The 13,527-nt window shown below is 57.2% G+C and carries 9 protein-coding genes and 2 rRNA genes; 8 read left to right on the top strand and 3 right to left on the bottom strand.

What is annotated here, in order from left to right; all coding sequences use genetic code 11:
* A 23S ribosomal RNA gene (locus BISA_RS09515) occupies positions 1–389 on the top strand; the annotation flags it as partial.
* A 177-nt stretch (positions 390–566) separates the two neighbouring features.
* Positions 567–683: ribosomal RNA gene (rrf, locus tag BISA_RS09510) — 5S ribosomal RNA — on the top strand.
* 223 nt (positions 684–906) lie between these two features.
* Here the strand turns inward: rrf and BISA_RS09505 are convergent.
* From BISA_RS09505 to BISA_RS09495, 3 genes are all read right to left on the bottom strand, one after another.
* Positions 907–1,803: a PucR family transcriptional regulator gene (locus tag BISA_RS09505; protein ID WP_033891614.1), complete on the bottom strand. Its 897-nt coding sequence runs from the start codon at positions 1,801–1,803 to the stop codon at positions 907–909.
* Positions 1,804–1,848: 45 nt separating this feature from the next.
* The gene (locus BISA_RS09500; protein ID WP_033891612.1) at positions 1,849–4,026 is read right to left on the bottom strand and encodes a DUF6020 family protein; all 2,178 of its coding nucleotides are present in this window, start codon (positions 4,024–4,026) and stop codon (positions 1,849–1,851) included.
* 90 nt (positions 4,027–4,116) lie between these two features.
* Positions 4,117–4,764, bottom strand: coding sequence for a YesL family protein (locus BISA_RS09495; RefSeq protein ID WP_033891611.1), 648 nt, complete (start codon positions 4,762–4,764; stop codon positions 4,117–4,119).
* A 268-nt stretch (positions 4,765–5,032) separates the two neighbouring features.
* Here BISA_RS09495 and BISA_RS09490 point away from each other — a divergent pair, with 268 nt between their 5' ends.
* The 6 genes from BISA_RS09490 to BISA_RS09465 all read left to right on the top strand — a co-directional run bounded on the left by BISA_RS09490 (position 5,033) and on the right by BISA_RS09465 (position 13,509).
* The gene (locus BISA_RS09490) at positions 5,033–6,073 is read left to right on the top strand and encodes an ABC transporter permease (protein WP_081890093.1); all 1,041 of its coding nucleotides are present in this window, start codon (positions 5,033–5,035) and stop codon (positions 6,071–6,073) included.
* Between the two features lie 41 nt (positions 6,074–6,114).
* On the top strand, positions 6,115–7,035 hold the full coding sequence (locus BISA_RS09485) for a carbohydrate ABC transporter permease (RefSeq protein ID WP_033891610.1): 921 nt from the start codon (positions 6,115–6,117) through the stop codon (positions 7,033–7,035).
* A gap of 190 nt (positions 7,036–7,225) precedes the next feature.
* A complete protein-coding gene (locus BISA_RS09480; RefSeq protein WP_033891609.1) occupies positions 7,226–8,983 on the top strand; it encodes an ABC transporter substrate-binding protein in 1,758 nt (585 codons plus the stop codon).
* Between the two features lie 100 nt (positions 8,984–9,083).
* Positions 9,084–9,761, top strand: coding sequence for an SGNH/GDSL hydrolase family protein (locus BISA_RS09475; RefSeq protein ID WP_033891607.1), 678 nt, complete (start codon positions 9,084–9,086; stop codon positions 9,759–9,761).
* On the top strand, positions 9,754–11,229 hold the full coding sequence (locus tag BISA_RS09470) for an alpha-L-fucosidase (protein ID WP_033891606.1): 1,476 nt from the start codon (positions 9,754–9,756) through the stop codon (positions 11,227–11,229). Before BISA_RS09475 ends, BISA_RS09470 begins: the two co-directional genes overlap by 8 nt.
* A gap of 63 nt (positions 11,230–11,292) precedes the next feature.
* Positions 11,293–13,509, top strand: a complete 2,217-nt coding sequence (locus BISA_RS09465; protein ID WP_051917467.1) for a beta-glucosidase — start codon at positions 11,293–11,295, stop codon at positions 13,507–13,509.
* Positions 13,510–13,527 lie beyond the last annotated feature (18 nt).

Here is a 13,527-nt window from a genome sequence, read left to right as displayed (position 1 = left end):
GTCGCATGCCTGGGGCGTGGAGCAGGTCCCAAGGGTTCGGCGTTCGCCGATTAAAGCGGCACGCGAGCTGGGTTCAGAACGTCGTGAGACAGTTTGGTCTCTATCCTCTGCGCTCGTTGGAATGTTGAGGAGGCCTGCCCATAGTACGAGAGGACCTGGGTGGACGAACCTCTGGTATGCCGGTTGTCGCGCCAGCGGCACGGCCGGTTGGCCACGTTCGGAAGGGATAACCGCTGAAAGCATCTAAGCGGGAAGCCTGCTCCAAGATAAGCATTCCATGGATCCCCGGATCCTGAACCCCCCATGAAGAACACGTGGTCGATAGGCCGGACGTGGAAGCCCCGCGAGGGGTGGAGCCGACCGGTACTAACGGGGAAAGGCGAAACCTTCACGCCGACACCTTCGATTGTCGGCGACCGTGCTGCGCACAATGACACGCGGACGACAGAAAGACACTGCATCGTCGCGGAACATCGGAAAACGAACATCAGGAAGCGTCCACCATCCGGTCCCCGAACCACCACATGCCGGCCAAGACATGGTCTTGGACCGTATAACAGAAGATTTGCGGCGGTCATGGCCCAGGGGAGACGCCCGGTCCCATTCCGAACCCGGAAGCTAAGGCCTGGCACGGCGATGGTACTGCACCCGACAGGGTGTGGGAGAGTAGCACACCGCCGCATTTAAACTTATTAAAGTCCGACATCAATCGATGTCGGACTTTTTTTATTCTCCTTTTCCTACGTAACGAATAACAACGGTAATTACGACACGGCGCCTTACATATGCGCGTCAGCCAATGCGCGATGCATCCGTATACCGATATTCGCGGTATACAAACAAAGACGAGGGCCTCTATGGAGCACTAGTTTCATAGAGGCCCTTTTGCGTTCGTGGCAATTCTGCCTAAGCAGCCATATGGCCCAATGCAATCGCACAGGAGAGCACAAACGCCTCACGCGGGTCGGAAGCATCCCAGCCCGTCGATTCGGCTGCACGCTTCAAACGGTACCGAATCGTATTCGGATGCACGTTTAGTTCCTTAGCTGCCGTCTCCAGTGAACCGCCATACTTCAAAAACGTCGAAACCGTCACTAGCGTTGGATCATCTGGTCCTGCTGCGGCCAAGCTGCCATACACCACGTCCACTAGTTCCTTACGCGCATCAGGATCACCAATCATCGCACGCTCGGGCAATGCATCATCATTGCGTAATGGGCGGGGTAATTGCGGCACTGCAGCAGCCAATGCTGGTGCCGCTTGCAAACAGTACAAAGCCGTACGAATGGAACGCATAGCACCATTCGCGCCATGCAGTTGAGGTCCTAACGTCAAAGCACGCGCATCGTCGAACTCCGAGGCAATCGTATTGCAAATCACCTCAGGCGTTGCTGCACCCACCGGGCGAATCAATGCCACAACCACAGTATTACCGGACTGTTTTGCCGACTTATCCACAGACTTATCCACCGTACTATCGAATGACGAACCACCCTGCTCAGCCGCAAGCGGGGAATGCAATGTATGTTCGGCAGTAATGCATACTCCACCGAAGTCCGATACGATTTTCTCGATGGTTTTACGGGTTCGTACAGAGGACCTTGCAGGATAACCAGCGATGGCATAGCAGTCGAATTCACCGGTAAATCCAAGCAAAGTAAACAACGATGTGACACGTTGATCGGAAAGTTGATGGAACAGACATTCAAACAGAACCTTGCGTATCCGGTCTGCAGCGGAAACGTCGTTGGCGTCAGCTGCGTCGGCGGCTAGAAGATCAAGAAAGTCTGAAGGCATAACCATAGTGTAAACCTTGATGCTTGAGCTACAAGTGCCTTATACGGGTTCCTATGCGCGGCTGCTGAGCATCATCGGCGTTGAAGCCGCGGCTGTAGCCAGCTCGGCACGCGACTCACGCCAGTATGTAAGCACAACAAAACCGAATACAAAGGCCACCGGAAGCATATGACGTTCGAAATTATTAGCCGGGGCAGTAATCATCACACCCATCAGCAACAGCAGTGGGATATGCGTCATCAGCGTGAGCCAGCGGCGGCGAATCACTTCGGCAGCACCGATAAGCAACGTCAGTACCACATAGAAATTGCCATGCGTAGGCCAACCAATGACTGGAATCTTGCCCCAGCTTTGGGTGAAGTGAGTGATTTGTTCACGCCAGTCATGGTTGTAGTACTTAATCCATGCGGAATTCTTCTGCACATAGTCGCTGCTGACGTAATAATCCATCGAAACATACGGCAGATCGGTCACATTGAAATAGCCGAAGCATTTGGCCAGCAGCGCATCGAGTGCAATCACCGGATTGTCTTTGATGATATCGAGCCAAGCAGTATTGAAATTCGCCATATCCTCCGGCGTGACCGTGCGCCACTTGTAGCTCACTTTTTTGGCTTGAATACCCGAGGACTTCACCGGATCGGCATCCTGCTGGAAGTATGCGTCAGCCATCTGATCCTTGTTGAACACGGGGGAGAGGTTCTTCATGGCCTCATTTGAAATGCCATCGGGGTTGCGCTGCGCCACGCGGGCGATCATCTGCAGCTGCACACCGCGGCTTTCAATCGGATCGCCGCCGATAATCATATTCGATGAGATGGCATAGGAGATGCCGCCGTGAATCAGCACTGTGGGAATGAGCAGCGCGGCAACATAGGTAGCCCAGCGGCGGCGGTCGGCGATAAGTGCCAGCACGATTTGCAAAGCGATGATATACCACGCGTATTTAGCGGAAATCAGCATCACTGCAGTAGAGACGATAAAGGCAAGGAAGCTATGGCGCGGCAATCGGATAATCGGCTGTACAGCATGGTGCTGGTTGTTCTTGCTGCGCATACGCCACTTGGCTGCTGGCCTCCAGGTCTGTGTGAGCTCGTACCAGATACCAAACCACCAGACGAATGCGAACGCGAACAACGGCGATTTGGTCAGAGAAATAGTGGCGAATACAGCCAGCGGGCACACCATGAAGAAGAGAAGAATCAGGAAACGAGCCAAGCCACCAGCCTGTTGAGGCACAGCTGAATCCGTAGCGGTGTACGCGGAAGTATCGGCGGCACTCAGCCACGGTCGGTTCAAGAATCGATGGGCGGCTGCCGCACAGCAGAATACGGCGAACAACATTTGCAGGGCGGCGAGCACCACAATGCCTGCATCATTCGAACCGGTCACATAACGGGAGAATGCAGCCGTTGCACCGTAAATCAACGTGAGCACAATATTGTGCTGGTCAGTCAAATACGTGGGGTTGGACGGCCACATATAGTGCGCGGTGGGGTAGATGTCCATCGGCACGAATGAGAAGAAGCCGATATAAGGCTGCTTCAATCCAGTCCACTGGTTCCAGGCCCAGCTGAATTCGCGTATCTGCGAACGAACGTCAGCACCAAATGCAGCAAGCAGCGTGGTGGGCACCCACAGCCAGCCAATGAAGAATACGAGCAGGAGTTTCCAGAATCGGTTCGTGCCGCGGATAATCCAACGCTGGCAGAACAGCAGCGCCTGTGCTACCGCCGTAGCGATGCGTTGAGGAGAGATATGAAAACGGGTTTTGCGCTTATTCTTACTGGTTGCAGCATCAGCTGTGCTTCCGATGTCTGTTGATGATTCAGAATTGTTGTTGTCAGCATCGTGGCGACGCTTGGTACTACCGGCGCTCGCGAAGAACTGCTGCTTTGCAGTGCGCAGCTGTTCGCTCAGCTTGGCGGGAAGCGCATGGCCGATTGCAGCGAATCTCACCAAGGCAACGATAATGCCGAAATAGATGACGAATGAGCCAATGAAGATTGCGGTATTCGCCCAGTTCCAGTGTGCGATGGTGCCGGTTTCAAAATCCCAATACAACGGGCCGACGGCAGTGCACAACGACAGCCACAAGCAAGCCAATACCGCTAGTGTCCACCGGGCGATGGTGCCAAGGCGGGCAAGTTGCGTATGAGGGCGCGAACTGATCGCGGATTTTGTAGGATTCGCGGCGGCGGCAGGCTTGGAGATGGCTGGTGACGTCATGTCAGTCAATGGTAGCCGTATACGCGAACGGCAAGGCAATCAACATGCCTTGCCGTTGCTTGAGAGGAAAAGGAGTGTGCGCGATTGTTATCAGTCGTGTGCGTTGATATAGGTGGGCTGTTCCACCGGTCCCATGCCGCCGTAACGCTTGAGGCCCCACAGGAAGACCAAGGACTTGGCGTAAGCACCCCATGCCACGCCGAAAATCAGTACAAGCACGCGAATGAACGGAATGAAGTAGGCCACGGCGAGCAGCACCACATCAATGCCGAGCAGTGCCAGCGTGCAGGGGAACGCACGCCAAGGGAACATGGCCGCCAGCTTCCACTGCGTACCCAAAGAGTTCTCGAAACGGGCTTGCATAGGGAAGAGGTATTCGGCGGTGAGTACCACAATCACCGCTGCGATGATGAGCACAATCAGTGGAATATAGGAAGCGTTGGTGTTCCATGCGCTCCAGAAGGCAAGGCCGAAGATGATGGCCGCGACAAGCACCATGATGATAATGCCGGAGATCAGGCCGTGCTTGAATTCGCGCTTGAAACGGCGCAGGTATTCGCGGGTGAGGCTGATGTCGTCATTCTCGTCGTACGCAAACATGGTGCTGTACAATGCCGCGCGAGCTGGGCCAATGGTGATGACCGGGACCAACGTCAGCAGATACAGCAGATTCAGTGCGGTGAAATGCACCAGAGTATCCATGAACCGCCAGAATGGTGCATTGGTGTTGAACTTCATTGTTCCTCCTATTCCTCAGGTGAATGCTCACCGATTGCGACACGCTTATTTATAAGTATATAAATAAAAATTCTATTGGTCGAATTCCGTGATTTTTCAAGGGTTTTCGGGTGTTGTGCGCTCGCTGATAGGTGGTTTTGGCCATAAGCGCGTTTGACAGGAAAAACTCTTATTTATAAACTTATAAACAAGAGACAAGAAGACAGCGGGTTGCGAAATGGGTCGCACCCAGACAATGTCTTCGCTGCATTGCTTCAAAGGAGACAAGATGCAGAACGTTGCAACCGCAGACGGCGAAGTCGGGTTTGCCGCGGATAACGTCGCAGCTGCCGACGCTAAGCCAGCGCGTAGCCGTCGTGATCGTCGTGCCGCCAACAAGGCGAAGAAGATGCTTCCCGGCGCTGATTACAACAAGCGCCACGGATTGAAGCTGTTCCTGCTGGTCGCACCCCTGTTGGTTATGGTGGTGCTCTTCAGCTACCTGCCGCTGTTCGGCTGGATTTACGCATTCTACGATTACCAGCCGCCGATTCCACTCTCCGAAAGCGAGTTCGTGGGCCTGCAGTGGTTCCAGCTGCTGGTGCAGAACCCGGCTCAGCTGGCCAAGATCGGTCAGGTGTTGATGAACACCTTCGCCATGTCCGGCCTGAACATCCTGACCTCGTTCTTCCCGGTGATCTTCGCTATCGCCCTGAACGAGATTCGCGCAAAGTGGTTCAAGAACCTGATTCAGACGCTCACCACGCTGCCGAACTTCATCTCCTGGGTGCTGGTCTACTCCATCGCCTTCGCAATGTTCTCCTCCTCCGGCATGATTAACGAGCTGCTGCAGAACCTGCACCTGATCACCGAGCCAATCAAGTTCCTTGATTCCGGCGATCACATCTGGCTCAAGATGCTGCTGTGGAACCTGTGGAAGGGTCTCGGCTGGGGTTCCATCATGTACCTCGCAGGCATTGCCGGCATCGATCAGGAACTGTATGAAGCCGCACAGGTGGATGGTGCCAACCGCTTCCAGCAGATCTGGCATGTGACCATCCCGCAGCTGCTGCCCACCTACTTCGTGCTGCTCATGCTCTCCATCTCCAACTTCCTGAACAACGGCATGGACCAGTACTACGTGTTCCAAAACAACTTCAACCAGAAGTGGATCGAAGTGCTCGACCTGTACGTCTACAACGTCGGTCTCGGCAACTCCAGCCTGTCTCTGGGTACCGCGATCTCCATCCTGAAGTCGCTGGTCTCCGTCGCCCTGCTCTTCATCGTTAACTGGCTGTCCAAGCGCACCCGCGGCGAGGGCATCGTCTGATCGGCCAAGCAAAGTCACGCGAGATTTATTAAGGAACAATCATGGCAAAGCAGAAGTCAAGTGTCTCGCCGGCGATGCGTCGCACCACGGGTGAGAAAGTCTACAACGTATTCAACATCGTGCTGCTGTCAGTGTTCGCACTGATCTGCACCTACCCGTTCTACTACCTGATCATCAACTCGCTGTCCGATAACAACCTGTCCGCAGCAGGCGAGGTGACCTGGTGGTTCAAGGGCTTCCATCTGCAGAACTACAAGGATGTGCTGGCGCTCTCCGGCCTCGGCCGCGCGGCATGGATCTCCCTGGCCCGTACCGTTATCGGCACGGTGCTGACCGTGCTCGCCAGCGCCTACCTGGGCTTCATGTTCACGCAGAAGAAGATGTGGGCACGTTCGTTCTGGTACCGCTTCGTGGTCATCACCATGTACTTCAACGCCGGCCTAATCCCGATGTTCATCACGATGAAGAACCTTGGCCTGACCAACAACTTCTGGGTGTACATCCTGCCGGCAGTGGTGCAGCCGTTCAACATCATTCTGGTGAAGACCTACATCGAGTCGATTCCGAACTCCCTGCAGGAAGCCGCCGAAATGGATGGCGCTGGTACGCTGACGATCTTCGGCAAGATTGTGCTGCCGATGTGCACGCCGATCTTGGCCACGGTCGCCATTTTCTCCGCGGTCGGCCAGTGGAACTCCTTCCAGGACACGCTGATTTACATGACCGACGACAAGCTCTACTCCCTGCAGTACCTGCTGTACACGTACATCAACCAGGCCAGCGCCTTGGCCAACGCCGCTAAGGCGAACGCCGCGAACGTTGCCGCTCTGGCTTCCGCAGCCACCCCGACCTCGATTCGTATGACCGTCTCCGTCATCGTGGTGCTGCCGATCATGTTCGTCTACCCGTTCTTCCAGCGCTTCTTCGTCAAGGGCATGATGCTGGGAGCGGTCAAGGGCTGAGGTCATCAAGGAAGCCCGGTGGGCTTCCGGCTGACCTCAGCCTGAGCCGGGGCGATAGTCCCCGGCGAAGGTCGGATTGAGTCTCGCCGGAGGCGAGTCCTTAATTGCAGGACTGAGCCGTTAAGTAGACCCCAAAGTAATCACACTTCAACAGACAACACAAGGAAAAAGAAACAAGGAGGTTTCCGTCATGGAAATCAAGAAGAAGCTCACCTCGGTGCTGGCCGTTGGCCTGGCCGCGGCGATGACGTTCTCGCTGGCTGCTTGCGGTGGCGATACCGCAGCCGATGCCAAGGATGATGGTTCCCTGGTCACCATCGATGTGTTCGACTCCCTGGCCAACCAGCAGGGCGAGCAGAAGGGCTGGTTCGCCAAGATCGTTCAGGACAAGTTCAACCTGAAGCTCAACATCATCGCTCCGAACGTCTCCGGTGGCGACACCGTCTTCGATACCCGCGCAGCCTCCGGCTCCCTGGGTGACCTGATCATCACCAGCACCGGCAACGGCCGTCTGCAGAAGCTGGTCAAGGCCAACCTGGTGGCCGACATGACCCCGTACTACGGCAAGATGACCAACGTCAAGAAGTACCAGAACGCTGTTGACTCCGTGACCAAGCAGGCCGGCAAGGACGGCGTGTGGGGTATCCCGCAGGGCGTCTCCTCCTCTGACCCGTCCAGCCCGAGCGAAGGCATGGAGCCCACTTCCGCTCCGTACATCCGCTGGGAGTACTACAAGGAGCTCGGCTACCCGGAGATCAAGGATCTCGATTCCTTCCTCGACGTGCTGAAGAACATGCAGGATCTGGCCCGCAAGGAAACCGGTCAGGACGACATCTACGCCTTCTCCCTATTCAAGGATTGGGATGGCGACGTGATGAACAACGCCTCCGCCATCGTCAACTGGCTCGGCTACCAGAGCCAGGGCTCCGTGTTCGTGAGCGCTGACGGCAAGGACGTGCAGCCGGCCACCCAGGAGGGCGGCGTTTACCAGCAGGCTCTTGAGTTCCTCAACAAGGCTGATCAGATGGGCCTGGTCGATCCTGAATCCACCACTCAGGATTGGGACACCATGCAGAACAAGGTGACCAACGGCAAGACCCTCGTCTCCATCTTCAGCTGGCTGGGCAAGCCGCGTATGAACTCCGATGAGAACAAGGCCAAGGGTGTGGGCTTCATGCTCGCTCCGCTGCAGTCCATGAAGGTCTACTCCACCGGCTTCACCCCGGACGGTGACGGCACCACCATCATCGCCATCGGATCCAAGTCCAAGTACAAGGAACGCATTGCCAAGTTCATCGATTGGCTGTACTCCTCTGACGGTGTGTACGCTGCTGCTTCCAACGCCGGCGGCGCTGCGTGCCCGAAGGACCTGGGCTGCTGGACCGAGGGCGAGGATGGCAAGCCTCAGCTCACCGACTTCGGCAAGCAGGCCATGAACGGCGACCATGCTAACCTCAAGATCTCCGACAAGCTCGGCGGCGGCACTTACGACTCCGGCTTCTCCCTGCTGAACTTCAAGGCCGTGCAGCAGAACGACATCGACTCCGAGACCGGTGCTGCATTCAACCCGCAGCTGTGGGAGTCCGAGGCTGACACCTCCGCTCTGTTCCAGGATTGGTCCGAGCACATGGGCGGCGCCACCAGCGACATCGACTACCTCCAGAAGAACAACCTGCTCGCTGTGGCTCCGGGCGCCTCCTACACCACTCCGCAGGAAGAGTCCACGGTTTCCGCAACCCGTAGCTCCATCAAGACCGAGGTCGTCAACGCTTCTTGGAACGCTCTGGTGGCCAAGTCCGACTCCGAGTTCACCAAGGTGCTCAAGGACGCTCGCCAGCAGGTCAAGGATCTCGGCTACGACAGCGTGCTGAAGGTTGACCAGCAGAACGCCAAGGACTGGATCAAGGCCCGCCAGGAGGTCGTCAAGCAGTACGAAGCCTCCAAGTGATGAGGTAATCCCCTCATAACAGGCCCTCTCTCATTGCGCGGCGGCCCCGCTCCTTCCGGGCCGTCGCGCAATCTCATATCTGAAACCGAAAGCGATCATCATGCTGATTTTCCCGAAACATTCCCGCATCGTGTTCATGGGTGATTCCATCACCGATGCCGGCCGCGACCGTACTGCCATCCCCGGTGGTTGGGGCTACGGCACCGGCTACGTGAATGCTCTGCATAACCTGCTTACCGCCGTCTACCCCGATCGTGCATTGTGCACCATCAATTCCGGCATCAGTGGCGACGACATCGTCGCATTGTCCGAACGCTGGCAGCAGGATGTCATCGATCTGAAGCCGGACTATGTTTCCGTGATGGTCGGCGTCAATGATGCATGGCGATACTTCGACGGACCGCTGTGGCAGGCTCGCCTCAATACCGTGGAGGATTTCGAGCGCATTTACGATGAGCTGCTCGAACGCACTAAGGAAGCCTTGCCTGAGCTCAAAGGCATCATCGTCATGCGTCCGTTCATGTTCGAGCCGAACCCGCAAGACCAGATGCGCGCCAAAATCGAGGAATTCGCTGCAGCATCGAAGCGTGTGGCCGAAAAGCACAATGCAATCTTCGTGGACACGCAAGCGGCAGTGGACCATTGGCTTACCCAGCTGCATGGCTGCTTGGCCAGCCAGGATCGCGTGCACCCATACGAGCGTGGCGCAATGATCATCGCCCGTTCATGGTGCCAGGCTGTTGGCTTCGATTGGGATAGGAGCACGTTCGATGATTGATCTGAACACCATCGATCAGGTGATTGCCGCAGGCCCGTATTCGGATACATGGGAATCGCTTGCCCAGGCTCCCGTGCCAGCATGGTTCCCGGATGCAAAGTTCGGCATCTTCACCCATTGGGGGCTTTACACCGTGCCCGAATACCGCAATGAATGGTATTCGCGCAACATGTATATCGAAGGCTACCCGGAATTCGACCATCACCGTGCCACCTTCGGGCCGCAATCCGAATTCGGATACAAAGACTTTATCCCGATGTTCACCGCCGAACGGTTCAACGCGGACGAATGGCTCGACCTGTTCGCCAAGGCCGGCGCTCGCTACTACTTCCCGGTTTCCGAACATCATGACGGCTACCAGATGTACCGCAGCGAACTTTCGCATTGGAACACGGTGGAAACTGGCCCTCATCGCGACATCATTGGAGAACTGCGCGAAGCAACGCTGAAGCATGGTCTGCACTTCGCCACGTCTAACCATCGTGCCGAACATTGGTGGTTCATGAGCCACGGCCGAGATTTCGACTCTGATGTGCAAGGTGCCGAAGCGGATACCAAGGGCGGCTTCTACTGGCCGGCCATGCCCGAGCGCAACGAGTTCGACATCCACTCCGACCCGCACCCCACCGCCGAATATCTTGAGGATTGGCTGCTGCGCGTATGCGAAATCATCGATAATTACCAGCCGGAACTGCTGTACTTCGACTGGTGGGTGCAGCATGAATCATTCAAGCCGTACATGCGCAAGCTGGCCGCATTCTATTACAATCGCGGCGCGGAATGGGGCAAGCCGACGTCCATCTGCTACAAATACGACGGCATGGCATGGGGCTCCGGCATCGTCGACGTTGAACGAGGCGGCTACGCGGATGCAACGCCATTCGTCTGGCAAACCGATACCGCCATTGCACGTAACTCCTGGTGCTACACCATGTCTCTGGAATACAAGGGCGTGGATGAGCTGGTGATTGCGCTGCTTGACGCGGTGAGCAAGAACGGTAATCTGCTGCTGAACGTCGGCCCGCGCGCAGACGGTTCGATTGCGGACCATGACCGTGAACTGCTGGAAACAATGGGTGCATGGATGGCGGCCAACGGCGAAGGCATCTACGGCACTCGCCCGTGGCGCATCACGCAAGAAGGCCCGACTGTGGCCGGCTCCGGTATGTTCGCCGACCAGCAGGCAACCGCATACACGGCGGAAGACTGGCGATTCACCACAAAGAACGGCGCTATTTACGCGTTCTGCCTGAACCCGGTCAACGCCGAATCGGTGACCTGCACCACGTTCGCCGCATATCACGACGGCGTGAAACCGCCATTCAACGGTGTGATCGACACTGTCGAACAGCTCGGTGCAGGACCCGTATCGTACGAGCGCACCAACGATGGGCTGACCATCGTGCCGGCACAGCGTCCGGGACTTGCCGCAAACCTGCCCATCGGATTCAAAATCACCGTTCAATAAGCACTGCAGCTTGGGTTGCGACATCGATGCTGCAACCCGAGCAATACCGAAAGAAAGACCATCATGACTGCCATTACCGAAGCCAACGTTGCCGCAGCGCGCGCGCTGCTCGCCGAGCTTACGCTGGATGAAAAAGTCGATATGATTCACGCTGCCGGCCTTTTCCGCACCGAAGGTGTGCCGAGGCTCGGCATCCCGCCGTTCAAGATGGATGACGGCCCGATGGGTCCGCGCGAGGAGTTGCACAACGACAATTGGGCTCCACTCTATAACACCCGCGATCGCGTCACTTACCTGCCATCCGGCTCCGCAGTAGCCTCCACTTGGAACCGCGACCTGGCACACAAGGCCGGCCAGGTGCTGGGAGCCGAGGCCCGAGGCCGCGGCAAGGATGTGATTCTTGGCCCTTCCATCAATATCAAGCGCAGCCCGCTGTGCGGCCGCAATTTCGAATACATGAGCGAAGACCCTTATCTGACCGGCGAGCAGGGCGTGGCCTTCGTCAAAGGCGTGCAGGAATCCGATGTGGCCGCCTGCGCCAAGCATTATGCAGCCAACAGCCAGGAAACCGATCGCTTGGAAGTCGATGAGACCATCAGCGAGCGAGCATTGCGTGAAATCTACCTGCCCGCGTTCGAGGATGTGGTCAAGCGCGGCGGCGTGCTGTCTTTGATGGGCGCATATAACCTCGTCAACGGTGAGCAGTGCTGCGAATCCAAGCGCCTGCTAGACGATATTCTGCGCGACGAATGGGGCTTCCGCGGCTTCGTGGTCTCCGACTGGAGTGCCGTCAAGCGCACGGTGGCCAGCGCCCGCGTGGGCCTGGACGTGGAGATGTCCGTAACGCCGAACTTCGATGAGTACTACTTTGCGAACCCGCTGCGCAAGGCCGTTAAGGATGGCGAGGTTGACGAAGCGGACATCGACACCAAGGTATTGCGCGTGCTTGCCGTCATGGATGCACTGCACATGCTGCCGGCACACGGTGAGAACGGCACTGTGAACACCGCCCGCAAGCCCGGCTCCTATGCCACGCTCGCGCACGCTCAGGCTGCACTGGATGTGGCCCGCGAATCCATCGTGCTGCTGAAGAATGATGCTGATGCCCAAGGCAATACGTTGTTGCCGCTCGATGAGCATTCGATGCGCCGCGTGCTGGTTGTTGGCGCGAATGCCGACCGCATCCACTCCAGTGGTGGTGGCAGCGCGGTTATCAAGGCGCTGCACGAAGTGACGCCGATCTTGGGTCTGAATGGCCAGCTCGGCGGCAACGTGGAAATTGAATACGCGCTCGGCTATGACGCCAAGCAGGTGGTGCAGGATGATTCCTGGCAGGAAGACAGCTTGGAGAACTCGGTTGGCTCCGCCGCCGATGATGCCGAGCGTGCCGTCCGTCTGCGCGAGGAAGCCGTATCCCTAGCCCGCGAATACGCAGCCTCCGGCGATCCGGTGATTTTCGTAGGCGGACTTGACCACGAATACGATCTTGAAGGCCGCGACCGTGAGAACCTGCAGCTGCCCTACGGCCAGGATGAGCTGATTGAAGCACTGCTTGAAGCTGATCCGAATACGATCTTGGTGTTCGTGGCCGGCTCTCCGGTGGCTATGCCGTGGGCCGATCGCGCTCGCGCCATCGTCTGGAACTGGTACAACGGATGCGAATCCGGCACCGCGCTCGCCGAAACCCTGCTTGGCCGTGTGAATCCGAGCGGTCACTTGCCCGAAACGTTCCCGATTGCTCTGGAAGACAGCCCAGCGCATTCCATCGGTACATTCGGCCCCGGCCTTCATGTGCGCTACGACGAGGATATTTTCGTGGGCTACCGCCACTACGAGACCGAGCATGCTCCAGTACTCTTCCCGTTCGGTCATGGCTTGGGATACACCACGTTTGAGTACAGCGCGTGCGATGTGCGACTCGTGGATGGCGCAGTGCATGTGGCCTTCACGGTGACCAATACCGGCAAGCGAGCCGGCAAAGCCGTGCCGCAGGTGTACTTCGGTCTTGAAGGTACCGGTGAGCGCCGCCCGGTTAAGGAATTGCGCGGATTCACAAAGGTGGAACTGCAGCCGGGCGAAAGCCGTCAGGTTGAACTGGCGCTCGATGCCGCTCGTGCGCTGCGCTACTGGTCCAACGAGTCGGGAGCATATGCCCTTGCGCCGGCCGCCCATGTGTACGTTGGCGAATCAGTGGCGGATATTCGACTGACCGGCTTCCTCGCTGCATGTGAGGCTGCGGATTCCAATCGATCTCAAGACGGTGTGGCTATCACCGCCTGAAATCTCAGCAATATCAAG

This window comes from Bifidobacterium saguini DSM 23967 (assembly GCF_000741715.1).
Classification (GTDB): domain Bacteria; phylum Actinomycetota; class Actinomycetes; order Actinomycetales; family Bifidobacteriaceae; genus Bifidobacterium; species Bifidobacterium saguini.
The sequence above is the reverse complement of the archived record's forward strand: the minus strand, read 5'-3'. Positions and strand labels throughout refer to the sequence as shown.